At 67.9% G+C, this 20,272-nt stretch carries 22 protein-coding genes; 6 read left to right on the plus strand and 16 right to left on the minus strand.

From position 1 onward, the window contains the following. The 13 genes from MIC448_RS11530 to MIC448_RS11590 all read right to left on the minus strand — a co-directional run. A partial coding sequence (locus MIC448_RS11530) for an SDR family NAD(P)-dependent oxidoreductase (protein ID WP_051513681.1) occupies window positions 1–821 on the minus strand: 821 nt, incomplete at its 3' end. Further along, entirely contained in the window at window positions 818–1,891 is a 1,074-nt protein-coding gene (locus MIC448_RS11535) for a hypothetical protein (protein WP_051513683.1), read from the minus strand. The genes MIC448_RS11535 and MIC448_RS11530, both read right to left, overlap by 4 nt. Continuing rightward, window positions 1,888–2,382, minus strand: a complete 495-nt coding sequence (locus MIC448_RS11540; protein ID WP_199484446.1) for a UGSC family (seleno)protein — start codon at window positions 2,380–2,382, stop codon at window positions 1,888–1,890. Before MIC448_RS11540 ends, MIC448_RS11535 begins: the two co-directional genes overlap by 4 nt. A gap of 199 nt (window positions 2,383–2,581) precedes the next feature. Next, window positions 2,582–3,403 carry an IclR family transcriptional regulator gene (locus MIC448_RS11545; protein WP_051513685.1) on the minus strand — a complete coding sequence of 274 codons (822 nt, stop codon included), beginning with the start codon at window positions 3,401–3,403 and terminating at the stop codon, window positions 2,582–2,584. A gap of 145 nt (window positions 3,404–3,548) precedes the next feature. Then, on the minus strand, window positions 3,549–5,147 hold the full coding sequence (locus tag MIC448_RS11550; RefSeq protein ID WP_144238041.1) for an ABC transporter substrate-binding protein: 1,599 nt from the start codon (window positions 5,145–5,147) through the stop codon (window positions 3,549–3,551). A 77-nt stretch (window positions 5,148–5,224) separates the two neighbouring features. After that, window positions 5,225–5,995, minus strand: coding sequence for an ABC transporter ATP-binding protein (locus MIC448_RS11555; protein ID WP_199484447.1), 771 nt, complete (start codon window positions 5,993–5,995; stop codon window positions 5,225–5,227). A gap of 10 nt (window positions 5,996–6,005) precedes the next feature. Continuing rightward, window positions 6,006–6,932, minus strand: a complete 927-nt coding sequence (locus tag MIC448_RS11560; protein ID WP_051513687.1) for an ABC transporter ATP-binding protein — start codon at window positions 6,930–6,932, stop codon at window positions 6,006–6,008. After that, a complete protein-coding gene (locus MIC448_RS11565; protein ID WP_051513690.1) occupies window positions 6,932–7,849 on the minus strand; it encodes an ABC transporter permease in 918 nt (305 codons plus the stop codon). The genes MIC448_RS11560 and MIC448_RS11565 overlap by 1 nt, the downstream gene beginning before the upstream one ends. Next, complete coding sequence (locus MIC448_RS11570; protein ID WP_051513692.1) at window positions 7,846–8,844, minus strand: ABC transporter permease; 999 nt, start codon at window positions 8,842–8,844, stop codon at window positions 7,846–7,848. The genes MIC448_RS11565 and MIC448_RS11570 overlap by 4 nt, the downstream gene beginning before the upstream one ends. Next, the gene (locus tag MIC448_RS11575) at window positions 8,844–9,704 is read right to left on the minus strand and encodes an SDR family NAD(P)-dependent oxidoreductase (protein WP_036299803.1); all 861 of its coding nucleotides are present in this window, start codon (window positions 9,702–9,704) and stop codon (window positions 8,844–8,846) included. The genes MIC448_RS11570 and MIC448_RS11575 overlap by 1 nt, the downstream gene beginning before the upstream one ends. A gap of 204 nt (window positions 9,705–9,908) precedes the next feature. After that, a complete protein-coding gene (locus tag MIC448_RS11580; RefSeq protein ID WP_036299807.1) occupies window positions 9,909–10,862 on the minus strand; it encodes an SDR family oxidoreductase in 954 nt (317 codons plus the stop codon). A 77-nt stretch (window positions 10,863–10,939) separates the two neighbouring features. Then, entirely contained in the window at window positions 10,940–11,158 is a 219-nt protein-coding gene (locus MIC448_RS11585; RefSeq protein WP_036299811.1) for a hypothetical protein, read from the minus strand. Then, entirely contained in the window at window positions 11,158–12,639 is a 1,482-nt protein-coding gene (locus MIC448_RS11590; RefSeq protein ID WP_036299814.1) for an SDR family oxidoreductase, read from the minus strand. Before MIC448_RS11590 ends, MIC448_RS11585 begins: the two co-directional genes overlap by 1 nt. 193 nt (window positions 12,640–12,832) lie before the next feature. Between MIC448_RS11590 and MIC448_RS11595 the strand changes: the two genes are divergently transcribed. Together MIC448_RS11595 and MIC448_RS11600 are read left to right on the plus strand one after the other, a co-directional pair. Beyond that, window positions 12,833–13,246, plus strand: a complete 414-nt coding sequence (locus MIC448_RS11595; RefSeq protein ID WP_036299817.1) for an NUDIX domain-containing protein — start codon at window positions 12,833–12,835, stop codon at window positions 13,244–13,246. Between the two features lie 73 nt (window positions 13,247–13,319). Next, window positions 13,320–13,466: a hypothetical protein gene (locus MIC448_RS11600; RefSeq protein ID WP_158497544.1), complete on the plus strand. Its 147-nt coding sequence runs from the start codon at window positions 13,320–13,322 to the stop codon at window positions 13,464–13,466. A 12-nt stretch (window positions 13,467–13,478) separates the two neighbouring features. On the opposite strand, the gene MIC448_RS11605 is transcribed toward MIC448_RS11600, so the two are convergent. Continuing rightward, window positions 13,479–14,021, minus strand: a complete 543-nt coding sequence (locus MIC448_RS11605; RefSeq protein ID WP_036299819.1) for a YaeQ family protein — start codon at window positions 14,019–14,021, stop codon at window positions 13,479–13,481. A gap of 112 nt (window positions 14,022–14,133) precedes the next feature. Here MIC448_RS11605 and MIC448_RS11610 point away from each other — a divergent pair, with 112 nt between their 5' ends. Then, window positions 14,134–15,738, plus strand: coding sequence for an L-lactate permease (locus MIC448_RS11610; protein WP_036299820.1), 1,605 nt, complete (start codon window positions 14,134–14,136; stop codon window positions 15,736–15,738). Window positions 15,739–15,759: 21 nt separating this feature from the next. Here MIC448_RS11610 and MIC448_RS11615 read toward each other — a convergent pair whose 3' ends face one another. Continuing rightward, the gene (locus tag MIC448_RS11615) at window positions 15,760–17,187 is read right to left on the minus strand and encodes an MFS transporter (protein ID WP_081766373.1); all 1,428 of its coding nucleotides are present in this window, start codon (window positions 17,185–17,187) and stop codon (window positions 15,760–15,762) included. Between the two features lie 132 nt (window positions 17,188–17,319). Here MIC448_RS11615 and MIC448_RS11620 point away from each other — a divergent pair, with 132 nt between their 5' ends. Both MIC448_RS11620 and MIC448_RS11625 read left to right on the plus strand, forming a co-directional pair. Beyond that, window positions 17,320–17,985, plus strand: a complete 666-nt coding sequence (locus MIC448_RS11620) for a TetR/AcrR family transcriptional regulator (RefSeq protein ID WP_036299821.1) — start codon at window positions 17,320–17,322, stop codon at window positions 17,983–17,985. Between the two features lie 15 nt (window positions 17,986–18,000). After that, window positions 18,001–18,381 (plus strand): DUF2256 and DUF3253 domain-containing protein, encoded by a 381-nt coding sequence (locus MIC448_RS11625; protein ID WP_036299823.1) that lies wholly within the window; start codon window positions 18,001–18,003, stop codon window positions 18,379–18,381. A gap of 10 nt (window positions 18,382–18,391) precedes the next feature. Here MIC448_RS11625 and MIC448_RS11630 read toward each other — a convergent pair whose 3' ends face one another. Then, a complete protein-coding gene (locus tag MIC448_RS11630) occupies window positions 18,392–18,796 on the minus strand; it encodes a MerR family transcriptional regulator (RefSeq protein WP_036299839.1) in 405 nt (134 codons plus the stop codon). 60 nt (window positions 18,797–18,856) lie between these two features. Between MIC448_RS11630 and MIC448_RS11635 the strand changes: the two genes are divergently transcribed. Continuing rightward, complete coding sequence (locus MIC448_RS11635) at window positions 18,857–20,080, plus strand: MFS transporter (RefSeq protein ID WP_051513694.1); 1,224 nt, start codon at window positions 18,857–18,859, stop codon at window positions 20,078–20,080. Window positions 20,081–20,272: the final 192 nt, after the last annotated feature.

Raw genomic sequence — 20,272 nt, forward strand, 5'->3', positions numbered from 1 at the left:
CCGGTGTTCTGCGGCCTGTTGCCACCGCCATCGACCGACAGCACTTGACCCGTGATCCAGCGCGACTGGTCGGTCGTCAGGAAGAAGGCGGCCGCGGCGATGTCCCAGTTGTTGCCCTCGGTCTGCATCGCGACGTTCTGGCGGCGGAACTCACGCTGTTCCTCCGTCATGCCACGTGCGGCGAACGCGCCCCAGATCATCCCGACACGAACGCAGTTGACACGGATGCCTCGTTCGGCGAGCGTCCCGGCAGCACCCACGCTCAGCTTCTCGAGTGCGGACTTGGCGATGCTGTACGGCATCCCGGGACCGCGACCTTCCGCGGCGCCCGACGAGATCGTCACCATCGCGCCGCCGCGGGTCATGTGCTTCTGCCCGGCGCGCAGGACGTACCAGACCGACTTCAGGTTGAGGTCCATCGCGAGGTCCCACTGGTCTTCGGTGGCCTCGAAGATGGGCTGCACCCCGGTGCCGCCGACCGAGTCGGCGACAACGTCGAGCCGCCCGAAGTGCTCGTGCGCGGCGTCGATGGCGGCGGTCGTGGAGTCGGGGTCGGTGAGGTCGGCGAGGAACGCCTCGGCCTGCCCTCCCGAGGAGCGAATCGCTTCGACCGTTCGCGCCGCGGCGGCCGCATCGCGGTCCACCACCGCGATCGCTGCTCCGTTGCGGGCGTACAGCCAGGCGAGGGCGAACCCCACACCACCGAGCGGCCCGCTCAACCCGCCGCCCGCGACGAGAGCGACCTTGCCCTCGAGCCAGGGCGACTGGGCACTCGCCAACGGGTCGGAGACCGGGGTCTGCCAGTTCTCTTCTGCGCTCATCGGTCGCGGTCCTCTCGTCGTGAATCGATCGGGAACGCGCGTCCCGACCAGGTACCGAAGACCCGCAGCACCATCGACATCGCCGCGTTCCGCGACCCGGCGACGATGATCGGCAGGCTCTGTGGTGTTGCGTCGGCGAAGACCGGGTGGAAGTGGTCGTCGTCGAAAGGACCGTCGGCGTGGCGGCTCTGGGACTTGCCGACGGAAGCGAGCTGCGCCTCGGTCTTGCCGGAGTGCTGCACGAGCCACTCGCGGACGTCCTGTTTGCTCATCCCCGCCTTGGCGAAGACGCGCGCGTGATCGGGGTTCAGGAGGATGCCGACCGATGCGGTGCGGAAGATCCACGTACCCGACCGTGAGATCGTGTCGGCGAAGTCCCGCAGCACCTCGACCGGATCGGTGAAGTGTCGGTTGTCGACGAACTCGCACGTTCGCAGCAGCATGACGCTCACGGCATCCTGACCCTCCGCGAGCCCGCCGTCGACCGAGAACGGCTGCCACGGCGAACCCTCTTCGTCCTCGCCGATACCCAGCTGCCAGCGACCGGGCAACCCCTGCGTGGCTTGCTCGAGTTCGTGCGGGATGATGCCGAAGCTGTTGCGCACCGTCAGCCCCAACGCGCGTGGGATGGTCGCGTTGGCGCGGAAGCCCGGGCCGAGAACGCCGCCGGTCGAATTGATGCCCAACCGCTCGCGGATCGGGCCGTTCACGACGACCAGAGGCGAGGGTCCGCTCGTGCTCTGCCAGCCACCCCCACCCGCCGCACGGTCTGCTCCGAGCGCTTCCCACGCGGCGATGACGACGGGGAAGTACTCGGGGCGACACCCCGCCATCACGGCGTGGATCGCGACGTCCCGCACCGTGGCCTGGCGACCCAGCTGCGCGTGTCGCGCGATGATCTCGTCGCCATCGCGATCGGTCGTCGCAAGAAAGAGCGCGACCGCGTCGTCGGTCGCCGGGACGGCGGGAAGCCCGTCCGTCCAACCGCGCTCGTACAGGTGCTCGATGACCTCCGTGGCCGCGACCGGGTCGAGCTCGATCGGTTCGCGCTCGATCGTATCCGTGCTCATGCCGCCCGCTCGTCGGCGGTGCCCGTCAGGCGCGACACGACCTCGCTCACGAGCACACCGGCACGCGCCGCGATGCCGTCCACGGCGAGGTTCGCAACAGGATGCTCCGTCACGAGGAACGGGTAGTCGGCACGTCCCTTGAGCGCGGCCATCGCGGTCGAGGTCGCAACGAAGGCCTCCGTGCAGATGACCGCGGTGGGGATCCCCGCCCGTTCGAGGGCGATCCCGTCGGCGACGGCCGCCGCGCTGCAGGATCCGCAGTCCCCCACACCGACGACGACCACGTCGCATTCGCGCCGCAGTTCTTCGAGCATGTCGTCCGGCAGCGGCATCGCGAACTGCTTCTTCGTGCGTCGCACGAGAGCCCCCGCGCCCTGCTGGGTCTCGAGGAGCGCTCCGACGGCGTCGAGAATCTCGGCGGCATTGCGTTTGGTGTTCTCCAAGAGCCCCACGCGCAAGCCGACGAGGCTCGCCACTCGGGGGGACTCCATCGGGACCTCTGTCGTGCTGTCTGTCGAGTTCGACACCCGGCTCCGGGTGGGATCGATAATCGCCACGGGCATGATCAACCTCCGCTTCTCTGCGTTCGCCATGTCATGCCACTATCTCCGTCCACCGGCGACTCGGCGCCCTCCGATTCCGCGCGACGGAAGGTCGCCGAGCTCATATCCGGTCATATCCGACGGCGGGTCAGCTCAGTCCCGCATGGCGGCGGTTGAAGTCGATCGTCCTCGGGTCGAGGCGCGTGTCGCGCTCGGCCAACGTGTTCGAGATGCGCGCGGCCGCCATGACGACCATGTCGATGTAGCGACCCGGGTCGTTCTGGCCGGTGATGAAGACGACACCGACGGCCGTGTCGACGGTTCCGTCGGGGTTGAAGACGGGGGCGGCGACAGAGCCGGCGCGGGGGGCGAGGTGCCCGTCGAGAACGACGTAGCGGCGCTTCCTGATCTCGGTCAGTCGGGCGCACAACTCGGCGGGATCGGTCAGCGTCCGAGACGTGTACCGCTTCAGCGGTGCAGAGAGGTAGTCCTGCACGAAAGCATCCGGCGCGAAGGCGAGCATCACGAGCCCCGTACCGGCGACGTGCAAACGGAGGCGCCCGCCGATGCGGTTCTCGCCCGTGTAGTTCGGGTGGGCGCGCAGCGCCTCGAGGTAGACGACGGAGTCGTCGTCGCGGGCCGCGAGATGAACGGTCAGCCCGCTCGATCGGTGTAGCTCGACCAGGTGCGGCAAGGCCTGTTCACGCAAGCTCAGCCCCTGGGTGGACGAGGACGCCAGGTCGAGGAACTTGCGGCTCAGCCGGTACATGCCGTGCGCGTCGACCTCGAGCCCACCCCACTCGAGGACCTCGTGGACGAGTCGGTGCGTCGTCGTGAGCGTCAGTCGCGCGTGCCGGCTGATCTCGCTGAGGGTGAGGGCCCCGCCACCCTCAGCAAAGGCGCCCAGAAGGGCGAGCACCCGTCCCGCTGCGGTCCTCTTGTTCGAGTCGATCGGGGTCACGGCTTCCACCGGTTTGCCTCCGCTTCATTGCGTAGACGCGGCAACTGTCGATGTCGCTGCGTCGCGAGCTATCCGTCCCTCCATCGTGACGGAAGACACCCCCGGCACCGAGGGTGTCTTCCGTCAGGCGGAACGAGTTCCGCGCGAACGCGGGTCAGCCGACGAGCTCCATCGACGTCCAGGGCGTCAGGTTGGTCGAGGGCATCTGCTCGTCCATCCCGGACCAGCGCGAGGTGTTCAACGTGGGCAACCAACCCGTGTACCAGGCGAGCGGGGCGTAGAACATCAGCTCCTTCGCGCGCTCCTGCAGGTCGCGGAACGCCTCGCCGCGGACCTCGCGATCCGTCGAAGCGAGCGCCGCATTCGCCGCCTCCGTGATGCCGTCGTCGCAGATCCCGGACGGGTTGGTCGCGGCCGCCTTGTTGGGGTTGCAGCCGTACCAGCGCACGATACCGAGGCTCGGGTCGGCTCCCAGGGTCGAGCGGAGGAAGGCCAGGTCGAAGTCGCTCTCGGTGTAGACCTTCTCGGTGTAGACGGCGGATGCGCTCCCGACGAGGTTCAGCTTGATGCCGACCTCTTCGAGCTGAGCGGCTGCCATCTCGGTGACCGAGGCGACCTCGCTGAGCTCGGTGATGTAGCGGGCGTTCAGCGTGAAGCGGTAGCCGTCGGAGCCGACCGGATATCCGGCAGCATCCAGGGCGTCGTTGATCTCGTCCACGTCGTGCGGGAAGTCGTCCGAGAAGTTGACGTCGTTGTTGACGGCCCATTCGAGCTCCTCGGGGAAGAAGGTCTCGGCCGCGGTGCCCTTTCCGCCCAGGGCGACGTCGACCATCTCTTCGCGGTCCATCGCCGCGAACACGAGCGCGCGCACTTCGGGGTCGCTGAGGTTCGGGCTGAGCGCGTTGAACATCACGGTGATGACCTGCGGGAATCCGCCGCCCGTCATCTGCACGATGTCATTCCGGCCTTCGGCCTGCGACTGCTGTGCCGGGTCGATCTCGGCCCGGTCGACCTCACCCGCGAACAGAGACAGCGCGCGGCTGTTGGGGTCGGCCATGACCGGGTAGATCGCGCGATCGACCTGCACCTCGCCGTCCCAGTAGTCCGGATTCTTCACGAGGATGACTTCGGTGCCGGACTGGAACGACTCGAACATCATCGGGCCCGTGCCGATCGGTGCCAGGTTGGCGGGGTTGGTGACGTAGTCCGTGCCCTCGTAGACGTGCATCGGCAGCATGTACTGCAGCGCAAGGGTCTCGATCGCCGGACCGTACGTTTCGGTCAGGGCGACCTCGACGGTGGTGTCGTCCACGATCTCGACGGACCCGATCCGCGCGGCGAGCCCCGCGCCGAACGTCTGCAGCTCCACGATCTCTTCGAGGTTGAACTTCACGTCCTCGGCCGTGAACGGCTCTCCGTCGTGCCACGTCACGCCCTCGCGCAGGGTGAGCGTGATCAGCTTGCCGTCGTCGCTGACCTCCCACTCTTCCGCGAGTCCGGGGCTCAATTCGTAATCGTCGGAGATGCGGATGAGGGTGTCGAACATCTGGGCACTGAACGCGGTGGGCGATGCGCCGCTCGTCAGCTGGGCGTTGAAGCTCTGGGGGTCTGCGCCGATGCCCTGGACGTAGATGCGCTCTTCACCGCCGGAGGAGTCATCCCCTCCGTCGTCGCCGGAGCAGGCGGTCAGGACGAGCCCGACCGCCGCGATCGCGGCGAGGACTCCGATGCTGCGCTTATGTGCTGTGAACACGTTCACTGCCTCTCTGCAGGTGTCTTCTGTGACACGTGCGATGTTGTGTTGTGTGCGGTGCGATGTTGGGGTGCGGTTCAGGGGTTTTCGAGCGGGGCGAGTTCTGGAGACGCCGCCAGCAGGGTTCGCGTGTACGGATGCTGGGGGTCGGTGAAGAGACGGTCTTTCGGGCCTTCCTCGACGATGTCGCCGGACTTCATCACGTAGACGTAGTCGGCGACCTTGCGGACGACGGGCAGGTCGTGCGTGATGAACACGTACCCGACACCGATGGTCTTCGTCAGATCGGCCATGACCCGCAGGACGCCCGCCTTGACCGAGGCATCCAGGGCCGACACCGCCTCGTCGGCGACGATGATGCGGGGATCGAGCGAGATGGCTCGCGCGATGAGGACGCGCTGGCGCTGACCGCCGCTGAGTTCGTGCGGGAAACGGTCGAGAAACCGCTCGGCCGGCTCCATCCCGACGAGCTCGAGCGCTTCGGTGACCTTCTGGCGGATGGCGTCGCGGCCGCGAGCGATCTTGTGCAGCCGCACGACCTCGCCGATCGTCTGCTCCACGCGCTTGCGCGGATTGAGCGATCCGGCCGGGTCCTGCAGCACCGCCTGGACCCGGCGGCGATACTCCCGCCGCTCGGGACGGGTGAGACGCGAGACGTCCTTGCCATCGAGCTCGACCGATCCTCCGGTCGCGGGGATCAGGTCCAGCAGCAGTCGCGCGAGCGTGCTCTTGCCGCTACCGCTCTCGCCGACGATCGCGACGAACTGGCCGGGCTCCGCGCGCAGCGTGGCCTCGCGAACGGCCACGACCTGGCCACCCCCCCGGCGCCCGCGGAAGGACTTGGTCACCGATTTCGCCTCAAGAAGCACGAGCGGCCACCTCCTCCGCGAGTTCGCGGCGCAACTCCCACGGGATCGAGTACAGGTCCACCGTGTCGTCCGAGAGACTCCGGACGCTGCGCAGCAGCGCCTGCGTGTACTTGTGCTTCGGACGCATCAGCACGTCGCTCGTCGCGCCCTCTTCGACGACGTGACCGTTGTACATGACGTAGATGCGGTCGGTCATGCTCCCGACGACCGCGAGGTCGTGCGAGATCAGGATGAGCGAGTTGCCGAGTTGTGAGACCGTCTCGTCGAGTGTCTTCAGAACGCGCGCCTGCACCGTCGCGTCAAGCGCCGTGGTCGGCTCGTCCGCGATGATCAGGTCCGGGAGTTTCGCGATGGCGATCGCGATCAGCACGCGCTGCCGCATCCCTCCGCTCAGTTCGTGAGGGAACTGCAGCGCGACCTGTTCGGGCTTGTCGAGGCCCGCGAGCGCCAGGAAGCGCACGACCTCGGCCGAGCGCTCTCCGCGGATGCGCTTGGCCTTCGGATCGAGCGACTCCGCGACCTGCGCCCCGACCTTCATCGTCGGGTTCAGGAAGGTCAGCGGGTCCTGGAAGATCATGCCGATCCGGCGCGACCGCACCTCGGCCCAGGCCTCGGCAGAGGCGCCGTTCATCTCGCGACCCGCGAAGCGGATCGAACCCGCGGCCCGTACCCGCGGCGACCCCGGCAAGAGGCCCGAGATCGCCCGCCCGGTGACCGACTTGCCCGATCCGGACTCACCGACGATGCCGACGCGTTCGCCGTCGTGCACGGTGATGCTGACGTTGCTCACGGCCTCGACCTCGGTGCGGTCGCCGGTCGGCAGGTGCACCTTGAGGTTCTGCACCCGCAGGATGGGCTCGGCGTCCGCGACGCGTGTGTCGCGCTCGGCCTGCCGTTGCGTCGTGGTGAGAGACATCACTTCACCCGCCCGATCGTGGGGTTGAGGGCGTCGTTCAGGCCGTCACCGAGGATGTTGACGGCGAGCACGACGAGGAAGATGCACATGCCGGGGAAGAGCGCGAGCCACCACGCCTGCTGCATGTAGGGCTGCGCGGAGTTCAGCAGCGCGCCCCAGCTGGGGCGGTTGGTGTCGCCGATACCGAGGTACGCCAGGCCCGACTCGACCAGGATGGCGCGGCCGACAGTCATGCTCGTCGCCACCAGCACAGGCGGCATCGCGTTGGGAATGACGTCCGACCACAGGATGCGGATGCCTCCGAAACCGGCGGCCTTCGCGGATTCGACGTAGCCGAGCTTCGAGATCCGCATGGCTTCGGCCCGGACGATCCTGGCCCCGCTCGGCCACATCGTGATCGCGAGGATCGCGACGATGATGACGATGTTCGATCCGAGCAGCGCCGCCGCTACGAGCGCGAGGATCAGTCCCGGGAGCACCTGGAAGAACTCGGCGACCTTCACCAGGGCGGTGTCGATGAACCCGCCGTAGTACCCGGCGAGGCCGCCCACGATGATCCCGATCGTCATGCACAGCACCGCGACGCTGAAGCCGACGAGCAGCGAGATCTGGCCGCCGTAGACGACGCGCGCAAGGTAGTCACGGCCGAGGGCGTCGGTGCCGAGGGGGAATTCACCGCTCGGGGGCAGCAAAGGTGGGTTGCCGGTCGAGACCGGGCTGCCCACGAAGTACGGACCGACCACCGAGACGATGACGAAGATCAGCAGAAGCGGAAGGAAGATCAGGGTGGAGGGCTTCCGCAGGAAGATCCCCCAGACGGAGGGTCTGCTCGCGACCCGCCCCTCCGTGGGTGCTGGGGGAACGCCGCCCACCGGTGCGTCAGCGCCGAGCTCGATTGCCTCGCCTGTCGTGGTCATGCGGACACCTCGACCTTTCGCGTGCTGCTGATCTTTCGAGTGAGTTGCGACCGCAGGCGCGGATCGACGAGGCCGTAGACGAGGTCCGTGAGGATGTTGACGATGATGATCGTGACCGTGAGGACGATCACGACTCCCAGCACGACCTGGTTGTCCTGCCGCCCGATCGCGTCGATGAAGAGAAGTCCCATGCCGGGCCAGCCGAACACGCGCTCAACGAGCACCGACCCCGCGAGGATGAACCCGAGGCTGTAGCCCGAGATCGTGACCATGGGAAGCAGGGCGTTGGGCAGCGCGTGGCGCCAGAGCACGCGCCGCGGCGTGAGGCCCTTCGAACGGGCTGTGTCGATGAAGTCCTGGCTGAGCGACTCGATCATCGATGCCCGCATGATGCGCGTCTTGTAGGCGACCTCGCTCGTGGCCATCGTGATGATCGGCAGCACCATGTACTGCAGCGCGATGCCCTCCTGCCCGTACGGCGCCTTGCCCTGCGTCGGCAGCCAACCGAGCGTGAGCGAGAAAATCATGATGAGCATCATGCCGAGCCAGAAGTTCGGCACCGAGAACAGGGCGACGGCCGCGCCCGAGATGCCGCTGTCGAGCCAGCGGCGGCGGGTGCGTGCCGCGATCGACCCCAGGATGACGCCGAGGGTGGTCGAAATCAGGAACGACGGGACCGCGAGCGCCAGGGTGTTGCCGGCTCGACCGAGGATGAGTTCGAGCACCGGCTCGTTCGTCCCGAACGAGTATCCGAGGTTTCCGGTGAACACGTTCCCGAGGTAGATCAGATAGCGCTCCCAGAGCGGCTTGTCGAGTCCGAACGCCGCCGTGATCTGCGCCTCGAAGGCGGGCGAGATGGGGACATCGCCGACGAGGCTCTGGATGGGATTGCCGGGGGCGAGTTCGAGCAACAGGAACAGCACGGTGATCACGGCGACGAAGAGCAGCACCGAAGAGATGAGCAACCGGGCGATGCGTCCGACGAGTGCACGCATCAGCGGCCCTCCCCCGCGTCATCCCCGTCGTCCGGTCCGCTCAGGGGAAACGAACTGTTCCCGCCACCGTCGATCTGCATCGTCTGGGCCGTCACGTGACTCGTCCGCTCGTCGGCGAAGAAGGCCACGGCGTTCGCGATGTCGACGGGCATCCCGACCTTGCCGACCGCGACCTTGCGGGCGCTCGCGCGGAGGTGCTCCTCGCGGTCCGTGTCGCGCCTTCCGAGCATCGAGCGGCTCGTGCCGACCAGGCCTGGGGCGATCGCATTCACCGTGATGCCCCACCGTGCGACATCCATCGACAGGGCGCGCGTGAGACCCAGGATGCCGGCCTTCGCCGCCGAGTAGGGTACGGAGCGCGGCGCCGCGGTGATGGCCGCCATGGAAGAGATGTTGATGATGCGGCCGTAGCGGCCTCGCCGCATGAGTGCGACGCCCGCCTGGCACATCAGGAACGTTCCGGTGAGGTTGACGCGGATGAGTTCGTTCCAGGCCTCGAGGCTCAGCTCGCCGATATCGGCGCGATCGGGCCCCTGGGGTGCTGCGGCATTGTTCACGAGCACGTCGAGGCGACCGAAGCGTTCGTCGACCGTCTCGAGCATGCGGGTGACGTCCGCCGGGTCGCCGATGTCTCCGACGAGGGCGACGGCGGTCCGGCCTTCCGCCTCGAGTGACGCGACGAAGACATCGATACCGCTGCCCGGTGCGGCATCCGCATCCCCCTGATTGCGAACCCCACCCGGCTCCCGATCCGTCACGACCACCGCGAAACCGTCGTCTGAGAGGCGGCGCGCGATGGCCTGCCCGACTCCGTCGGATTTGCCACAGCCCGTGATGAGGGCGACGCGAACGTCGAGCATCGGATCTCCTTTGATTCACCGCTCTGAGAACAGTGGAATCACCCTCGTCGCCGATGCGGGCGCGCTCAACGCCGCATTCCGCGGGACGGAAACTTTCAGTCCCGCTGAATGGGCGTGGGCGGACGCGCTCACTTCTCCATGCGAAAGGACGCAACACACCGCTCTAGGTCACGCACCACGGCGGGCTGCATGGGTGCGCAGCTGTCAACAACCCGCGGGGTCGGCATCCGTCGCGGACGAGGCATCCTCGCGCTTCATGCGCTCGCGCGTGCCGCCATCGACAGTCGTGCCCACGCGCGTCGAGGTGTAGATCGAGCCGGTCGTCTCGGGGGCGGGGTCGCCCTTCGCGGACTCTGCGTCGATGATCTTTGCCGACACCCTCTTCGTCAGGTCCGGAGCCAGCCGGTGCGAGACATCCGCTCCGCGGGCTTTCCACCCGACGGGCTGACGTTCACGGGGATTGACGCATGCCTCGACGATCGCGTCGACGACCTCGGCCGGATCGTCCATCGCGGCCATGCGAGCGGTGCGCCCCGTGTAGTTCGCCGCGTGGTCCCACCAGGGCGTGTCGATGGCCCACGGCATGACCGTCCCCACCTTTATGGTGTCGGAGTGTCCCGCGAGGCGAAGCTCCTCGTTCAGTGAGCGGCTGAGGCTGAGGACGGCGGCCTTGGAAGCCGCGTAGCTCGACTGGTACGCCAGCGGCACCTCGCTCTCCACCGATCCGATGTTCACAAGCACGCCCGCGCCGCGATCCAGGAAGTGCCGCAGCGCCACGTGCGCCCCGTTCATCAGGCCGGTGACGTTCACGTCGATGACGCGGGAGTGGTCTTCCATCGGGACGTCCCAGAAGAACCCGAGTGCTCCGATCCCGACGTTGTTGACCCATACGTCGAACCCGCCGAACCGCTCGATGGCGGTCTCGGCGATGACGCGGACGTCCGTGATCGAGCTGACATCCGCCGCGACGGCGACTGCGTCGCCACCATGAGCCACTATCTCGGCGACGAGTTCATCGAGCACGTCGCCGCGTCGAGCCGCAACCACGACCCGAGCGCCGAGTTCCGACAGCCGCAGCGCCGTGCCCCGCCCGAGTCCGCTGGTGGCGCCGGTGACGACCACGGTCTTGCCTGCGATGTCTGCTTCACGCGAGCTCATGCGGTGTTCCTTTCCCCGATGCCTACGACGCTAGGCGTACCCTCGCGCCACCGTGGGCCCTTGACGTCGAGGGTGGCTCAGGGGTACAGGCGCCCACGCCGATCACGCGGCTCCGGCGGGGGCGGGACCTCCTTTGCCGCGACGATCGCGGATCGGGGGATGCGCACGATCCCCCGTTTGCCGTCCACCACCACCGTTGTCGCGTCCTCGCTCAGCAGCACGCCCAGCGCATCCGTCGCCTGCCCCGAGGGCAGTAGGTAGCGCACGACCACCCGTCGTCCGGGCGCCGGGAGCATCACCAGGCGCCGGGCGCGTAGTCCTTCAGGAACACCCCGAACAGGTCCTCGCCGGCCTCGCCGCGGACGATCGGGTCGTACACGCGAGCGGCACCGTCGACGAGGTCGAGGGGTGCGTGGAACCCCTCTTCGGCGAGGCGCACCTTTGTGGGGTGCGGGCGCTCGTCGGTGATCCATCCGGTGTCGACGCTCGTCATCAGGATGCCGTCGGTCTCGAACATCTCGCGGGCGCTCGTGCGCGTGAGCATGTTGACGGCGGCCTTGGCCATGTTGGTGTGCGGATGGCCCGGGCCCTTGTAGCCGCGACCGAACACCCCTTCCATGGCGCTGACGTTGACGATGTACGTGCGCGGCGCGGGGCTCGCGGCGAGCGCAGGCCTCAGCCGCGAGACGAGCAGGAATGGCGCGGTCGTGTTTGCGAGCTGCACCTCGAGCATCTCGAGCGGATCGACCTGGTCGACGCGTTGGGTCCACGAGTTGATGTGGTCGAGGTCGGGCACGAGTCCGCCCGCGTCTATCGCGGTTCCGGCGGCGAGCCGATCGAGTGAGCTCGACCCGGCGGCCATCGCCTGCTCGGTCAGCTCGTCGGCGCGCGAGGCCGCCGCGGCGAGGATCGGATGAGCCGTGACCGAGCGCTCGAGCGCCTGCGGGTGCGGGTCGTTCGTGTGGCCGAACGTGATCAGCTCGGGCAGCGGGCCATCCGGCAGCGGCGCGAGTTCGGCGTCGACAAGCGGCTGGTACGCCCCCGGCGAGCGCCGGACGGTCTGGGTCGCGTTGTTGATCAGGATGTCGAGGGTTCCCGCCGCCGCGACGTCGTCGGCGAGCCCGATGACCTGTGCGGGGTCGCGCAGGTCGATGCCGACGATCTTCAGCCGGTCGATCCACTCGGCCGAGTCGGGAAGACTGCTGAAGCGCCGCACGGCGTCGCGGGGGAAGCGCGTCGTGATCGTCGTGTGGGCACCGTCACGCAGCAGGCGCAGGGCGATGTACATGCCGATCTTCGCTCGGCCGCCGGTCAGCAGCGCGCGCCGGCCGGTCAGGTCGGTGCGGGCGTTGCGCTTGTCGTGGCTCATCGCCGCGCATTCGGGGCAGAGCTGGTGGTAGAACGCATCCACGAGTGTGTACGGCTTTTTGCAGATGTAGCAGCCGCGCGCCTTCAGAAGAGTTCCCGCTGTGGGTGCGGTGGTCGCGGTGCTGATCGGGATGCCGCGGGTTTCGTCGTCGATCCGGTCGGGCGCGCCTGTCGCGGTGGCGGCGACAACCTCGCGGTCGGCCTGTGCGATCGCATCGCGGATCTCGCGCCGACGGACCTTCTTGACGGCCTTGAACATCGCCGCCGTCGCTTGGCGGACCGAGATGTAATCCGGATGCGTCTGATCGACGTCCGACATTCCGGCGAGTACCTTCAGCGTGATCGCGAGTTCTGCGGGGTCGATGCCACTCGGGGGCGGATCGGGAAGGGCGGAGGTCTCGTCGGGCACACGCGATTCTACGTCGCGGCGTCTCGCGCACGTCGCGACGTGTCGCGCAGGTCGCGACGTACCCCCGTCAGAGCATCCGAGAGGACGCTCTGACGGGGGTACCTCGACCGCCCACGGCATGTTGCGTCCTCTCGCAGAGCCGTAGTCCCGCAACGGCCGCACCGTAGGTCCATGGGCGTGGGACCATGGGCGTGTGACCCCCAGCGCGCCACCCGCCCGCAGCATCCGCGTCTCGGCGGCCGTCATCACCGACGCCGCGGGTCGACTGCTCGTGGTCCGGAAGACGGGCACGACCGCGTTCATGCAGCCGGGTGGCAAGCCCGAGGCGGGCGAGAGCGCCGCCGAGACCCTGTCCCGCGAGTTGGCGGAAGAGGTCGGCATCCGGGTCGCTCCCGCCGACCTGCGTCCGCTCGGCGAGTTCACCGCCGCCGCCGCGAACGAGCCGGGTTTTGAGGTGGTGGCGGATGTCTTCGGCGCCGACATCGGCGATCAGGAGCCGAAAGCTGCGGCCGAGATCGCCGAGTTGCGGTGGATCACCCGCGCCGATGCGGACGCGCTCGAAATCGCCCCGCTCGCCCGCGAGTACTTCCTGCCCGCGGAGATCTAGCCCGGCTGATTCGCTTGCCGGACGTGTAGCGTCAGCCACACAGGGTCACCGCGGCTCTCGAAGGAGCACGTCCATGGGTGACAAGTTCGCGCGTAAAGAAAGCGGCAAGACCGCAGCCTCCAAGACCCTCAAGGAGAAGCGCACCGCGAAGGCCGACAAGAAGGCCGCGAGCAGCCGGGTCGAGAACACCGACGCCGTGACGCGGGTCAAGAACCGCTAGCCGAGAACCGACCTACGGCACGAGCGCGTGATCATGCACTCCTGAGCTCGCGCTCGCGCCGTTCAGGTCGAGGTAGATCTGCCGCTCCGTGACCGAAAGGGTCATCGTGTTGCGGCGGGCGAGCGCGGCAACCGCGTCGTCGATGAATCCCGGGTCGAAGCTGTGCAGCGTGATCGTATCGGCGCGGTGGATCGGCTTGCCCGCCAACGCTGCGAGAACCTTCGCGGGATCCCGGTGCGTGTAGACCGTGGTGCGGTCGGCGAGCTTGCTGCCGTAGTGCAGGCGCGCCGCATCCGGGGCACCGATCTCGATCCAGGCCGTGATGTGCCCGGTCATGTCGCGCACGAGCACGGCGGGTTCATCCGTCGACGAGATCCCCTCGCTGAACGTGATGCCCTCTTCGAACTCGAGCAGATACGCCAGCACGCGCGTCATCATGTAGGCGTCGGTTTCGGACGGATGCCTCGCCACCCGAAGCGTCACCTCGTCGTAGACACCGCGGTCGACATCGGCGAGTTGCACCGCGAACGTGTGGATTACTGCGCCTGCGGCCATAGCGTCCGAGTCTACGTCCGAGATATCCGCCCGACTGATTCGCTCCGGCCCTAGCGCGGGCAGGACCGGGCACGCCAGGGTGAGATGACACCCGCGAGAGGACACCACTGACATGTGGACGCAAGACATTGATCCGCTCGATTCCATCGCCCTATCCGCTCTCGTGGCAGCCATCCCCATCGTCGTGTTCCTGGTGTGCCTGGTCGCGCTGCGGCTGAAGGGCATCTACGCGGCCCTGATAGCCCTCGCGGTCGAGATCGTCATCGCCCTCTGGGTGTTCGGCATGCCCGTCACGGCCGCCGGGGGCGCGGGTCTGCTCGGGCTGCTCACGGCCATCTGGCCGATCGCCTTCATCATCGTGATGGCCGTGTGGCTGTACCGGCTGGCGGTGGCGAGCGGACGCTTCGATGTCATCCGCGGCTCGATCGGCGGCATCTCGCCCGATCAGCGCATCCAGGTGCTTCTCATCAGCTTCGCGTTCGGCGCCTTCCTCGAGGGCGCGGCCGGATTCGGCGTGCCCATCGCGATCTGCGCCGCCCTGCTCGTACAACTCGGATTCCGCCCCGTTAAGGCCGCGATGATCTCACTCGTCGCCAATGCGGCCGCCGGCGCGTACGGGGCGATCGGCATCCCCGTGATCGTTGCGTCGCAGGTAAGCGGCATCCCCGTGATGGAGCTGTCGCAGGCGCTCGTCCTGCTGCTGCAGCCGCTGACCCTGCTCATCCCGTTCCTGCTCGTCATGATCCTGGACGGCTGGAAGGGGCTGCGCGAATCCTGGCCCGCCGCGCTCGTCGCGACCCTGGTGTTCAGCGGCGTGCAGGGATCGATCCTGTGGTTCCTCGGACCCGAACTCGCCGATATCGGCGCGGGCTTGGCCACCATGGTCGCCATCTTCGTCTTCGGGCGGGTGTGGCAGCCGAAGCACATCTTCCGCGAGGACGGCGGCACGGCACCCGCGCCCACGCGCTATTCGCTCGGGCAGATCGTGGCCGCCTGGAGCCCCTTCTACATCCTCACCGCGTTCGTCGCCGTGTGGAGCATCCCGGCGTTCAAGGCCCTGTTCGCGCCCGACGGCGCCCTGGCGGCGACCGTCCTGATGTTCCCCATGCCGGGGCTGACGGACGCCGTCTCCACCGCTGCCGGCAACCCTGTCACCGCGACGTGGAACTTCACCCCGATCAATGCCACGGGCACCGCGATCCTTCTCGCCGTGATCGTCTCGTTCCTGGTGATGCCGACCATGAAGGTTCGAGATCTTTTCGGTCAACTCGGTAAGACGCTCGCCGAGCTCTGGCAGGCGCTGGCACTGATCGCGGTCATCCTGGTGCTGGCGAACATCGCGAACTTCTCGGGCGGTACGACCTCCATGGGCGTCGCGCTCGCGGCGGTCGGTCCGATCTTCCCGCTGATCGCCCCGATCATCGGATGGATCGGGGTGTTCCTGACCGGCTCCGTGGTCAACAACAACACCCTCTTCGCACCCCTGCAGGTCGCGACGGGCGAGCGGATCGACGTGTCACCTGGCCTCCTGGTCGCCGCGAACACGGCCGGTGGCAACACGGCCAAGGTCATCTCGCCGCAGTCCATCGCGATCGCGGCGGGAGCCGTCGGGCTGTCGGGGCGCGAGGGCGAGATCCTGCGTGCGTCGATTCTCTACAGCCTCGGAATGCTCGCGTTCATCTGCATCTGGAACTTCGTGCTCTCACTGCTCGTGTGACGGGACGCACGAACCGCGACATCAGCGCGTCGAGGGCAGGTGTGTGACTTCCATCTCGGGAGCGCCGCCAGTTCTCGACGCGGCTCCGACTTCCGCCTCGATCGACGGCGGAGCCGCTGCATACGCCGACGACAGGCGCCGGTACGGCTTCGACACGAACGCGAGCAGCACGACGACGAGCAGCACGGCGCTCGCGGCCACGAACGCCAGCGCGATACCTCGGGCCTCTCCCGGGCCGAGCAGCCATCCGAGCGAGTCCTGACCCTCTTGCGTGTTCATGAACGGGATGAGCCAGAACTGCGCGAGGGGTCCGATCAGGAACGACGACAGGGGCGCCGCCGCGGACTCGATGCTCGCGGCGAACCCGAAGACGCGGCCCTGCTTCTCGAACGGCACAACCCGCTGGATGATCGTCTGCTCGGCCGCCTCGGCGATGGGCATCAGGCACATGAACACCAGGATCCCGAGCCCGTAGAGCCACCACCACTCGCGGATCGCGAAGGTCATGCCGAGCAGCGCGATGCCGATGTTGACCAGGAGCATCGTGCGGACCGGGTTCTTGCCCAGCCCGAACTTCGCGACGAGCGCGCCACCGAGGATGAACCCGATGCTCGTGACGCCGAGCACCACGCCCCACACCTCGACCGAGAAGAGGGTCAGCCCGTACGGGTCCATCAGGGCCATGAACACGCCGCCGACGAGGTTGTTGAACGTCGAGAACAGGATCAGGGCGAGGAGCCCCGGCACCACGACGATCGCGGGGATGACGCCGCGGAATCCGAAGTCCTTCGGTGCGCCCTCGACGCGCGCGATGCCGCGCTCGGGGATCGGCACGAAGAAGAGGTGGCAGAGCGCGAGTGCCGTCGCGACGATCGCGATCACGACGGTCCAGCCCATGCCGAGCAGCCCGACCGACAGACCCGAGAACACGCTCGTCACCATGAACGCGATGCCCTGCACGGCCCCCACGAGCCCGTTCGCGCGGTCGCGGCGATCGGAGGGCACGAGCAGCGTGACCGTCGTCGAGAGCGCGATGTTGCGGAGGTTCTCGACCACACCGCCGACGAGGATGACGCCCGCGAACACCCAGAACCAGGGGCCACCCCAGTCGACGAGCACGTTCTCCGGGAACGACAGGTACAGCGCACCCGCGAGCAGATATGTGACGAGCGTGATCATGCTCGACAGCACCATCACGGCCTTCTTCTTGGTGCGGTCGACGATCACCCCGAACACGACGCCGAAGACGGCGACCAGCAGCATGTACGACCCACCGATGATCGCGGTCGCGAGCACCGACCGCGTTTCGAGATAGGCCCAGAACGTCAGGGCCCACCACAGGTAGCTCGAGGTCACGTTCGCGATCGCGGTATTCGCGAGCACCTGATAGAACGCGCGCACCGTGCCGTGATTCTGGAGGGCAGCGGCGCCTGCGACGGGTTCGGTCATGCGGATTCCTTCTTCGGTCTCAAGCTTGTCGTGTCGTGAAATCGTCGGCAGATCGCCGGAGAGGTCTAGTCTGGATGTGTACACCGTTCACATCACTTGCTCACACCGTACACAGCCGACATAACGGACGCAATGGCGAAACGACAGACGACTCAGGCGCGGACCTATCATCATGGTGACCTCCGACACGCGCTCGTCGTGGAGGGCGTGCAGCGCGCCCGCGCGGGGGGCTTGGACGCCGTGACGATGCGCGAGGTGACCCGTGCCGTCGGGGTCTCGCCGAACGCCGCCTACCGACACTTCGCGGATCGTCAGGACCTCATCCGCGCCGTGGCGGCCGAGGCTCAACTCGCACTCGCCCATGCGATCCGTGCCCGTATCGACGCGGCTCCCTCCGGTCTCTCCCCCGCCGACGCCGCGGTTGAGCGTCTGCGCCGAATCGGGCTCGCGTACATCGACTTCGCACGCACGGAGCGCGGATGGTTCACGCTGGCATTTGCGGTACAGGATGAGCAGCCGAGCGCCGGAATCGTGACGCTCGACGATGAGGTCGTACCGCCGTTCCAGCTGCTGCTCGATGCGCTCGACACCATGCGCGACACGGGCGCCCTCGATCCGGAGCGCCGCCCCCACGCTGAGTGGGCGTGCTGGGCAGCGGTCCACGGGTTCGCAGAGATCGCCGTGCACGGGCCGCTGCAGTGGCAGCCCGAGCCCGTGATCGATGCGCTCGCCGCCGCGGTCGTCGAGGCTGCCATCACCGGGGCGCGGGGTGCACCGGCCCCGACGCCCGAACGCTGAGGCACACTGGATCGCATGGCCGTCCACAGCGAAAGCACGAAGACGTGCGCATCCTGCGGCCGTGAAATGCAGTGGCGAGCCAAGTGGGCGAAGAATTGGGACGCCGTGAAGTATTGCTCGGATGCCTGTCGCACCCGCGGGGTCACGACCCAGGACCGCGAGCTCGAGCGAACCATCCTGACGTTGCTCGCCAACCGAGCCGCCACCTCGACGATCTGTCCGTCGGATGCTGCGCGCGCGATCGGCGGCGAAGAGTGGCGCGATCTGATGGAGCCCGCGCGCCGCGCCGCCCGCCGACTCGTCGTGGCGGGCGAGGTTGACATCACCCAGCGCGGCCAGGTCGTCGACCCCTCGACCGCGAAGGGGCCGATCCGAATCCGACGCCACCGCGCCTGAGCGAGCGCGGTTAGGCGGGCCGCGCGACCTGGTTTGCGGACAGAGCGGCGACGACGTCGCCGTGACGCGACAGTTCGAGGTAGCGGGCCACGGCATCCCGACTCTTGGTCAGGCAGGCGAGCCGCTCCTCGAGCGCCTCGAGTTCGCCCGCGAGTTCTTCGGCGAGCGCGAGCGAGCATTCGGGTGGCGACTCGAGTTCGCACTGGCGCTCGATGTCGAGCACGACGCGCGCCATCCGTGTCGACAGCCCCGCCTGCACAACGCCTCGAACACGCAGCGCCCGCTGCACGTCCGCCTCGCCGTAGGCGCGATAGCCGTTGAGGGCACGCTCGGATTCCAGCAGCCCCTGCTGCTCGTAATACCGCAGCATCCGAGGCGGGATTCCCGTCCGCGCGGACAGCTCGCCGATCTTCACGAGACCCTCCACCGGTCGGAGATTGACATTGACATTGATGTCAGAGTTTAGCCTGGGTGCATGAGCACCTCAACGGCCGCGGCCCAGACGTCCGCGCCCGTCTCCCGATTCCCCCTTCGCGCCCTGCTCTTGCTGAGCTTCGGCGTGCTCGTGACGGTCACCGCCGAGTCGCTACCCGCCGGTCTGATGCCGGAGCTTTCGGCCGACCTCGGTGTGTCGTCGGCCCAGATCGGATTGCTCATCTCGGTATGGGCGTTGACCGTCATCGTCACGAGCATCCCTCTCACTCGCGCGACCGCTCGATTCGACCGCCGGCTCGTGATCGCCGTTGCCCTGGCCGCCTTCGCGCTCGCGAACGTCGCAACCGCGTTCGCTCCGGGGTACGAATTCGCCTTCGCGACGAGGATCCTGGCCGCGATAGCGCACGGCGCCTTCTGGGCGGTCGTCATGGTCTACGCCACCGCCCTTCTTTCCCCGGCGCACCTCGGTCGGGGGCTGGCAATCGTGACCGGCGGCGGCACCGCCGCCACGATCATCGGGCTTCCCCTCGCGACCCTGGTCGCACAGGGCCTCGGATGGCGCGCCGCCTTTGTCGGGTTGGGTGCCATCGCCCTCCTGCTCGGCGCCGTCGTTGTGCTGAAGATGCCCCCGTACCTGGCGTCAACCGCGACGCACGGCGAGCGGTCGAGCGTGTTCCGCGACCCGTCCCTGCCCGCCCTGGCGGCGTTCGGCATCGTCGCCGTCCTGATCGCGACGGCGCAGTTCGCGTCGTTCACCTACATCCGGCCCTACCTCGAGGTATCCGCGTCCATCGAGGCCGGATGGGCCGCCGGGCTGCTGTTCGTGTATGGCGCCGCGGGTCTGCTCGGCGTCGTCGCGGCAGCGGTGGCGGCGGACCGGTACCCGCGTGGGTCGTTGCTGGTGGTCCTGATCGTTCTCGTCACGGCCTTCGTCGCGCTGACCGTCGCCTCACGTAGCCTTCCGACGGTCATCGTCGCGCTCATGGTGTGGGGATTCGCGCTCGGCGCGGTTTTCCCGCTGCTCCAAACGATCCTGATGCGTACCTCGACCCCCCGCACACGCAACCTCGCGGGAGCGGGGATCGTGGTGCTCTTCAATCTCGGGATCGCCGCGGGGCCGGCCATCGGAGCGGTCGTCGGCGGCGCGGAGTCTCCCACCTCGATCACCGCGGCCTCTGCAGTGGCCATCCTGATCGCCGCCGGCTTCGCCCTTGCAGGTTTCAGCCTCGGTCGACGCCGCGACCGACGAGCAAGCGCCCAGTAGTCGACGCGGCACCCCAGACAGGCCAGGATGGGGCGATAGCCACTCCGGAAAGGGTGATACCCGTGGGCACGACCGTCTTCGAACGCCAGAAGCCCCCCGCATCCGTCATCCGGCACGCCCTCACCGGCACCCGGCAGAGCTCGTTCTGGCTCGATGACTTGCCCGCGCGACCCGCGTACCCGACACTGGCGG

It is taken from the genome of Microbacterium sp. C448, assembly GCF_000582705.2.
Classification (GTDB): Bacteria; Actinomycetota; Actinomycetes; order Actinomycetales; family Microbacteriaceae; genus Microbacterium; species Microbacterium lacus_A.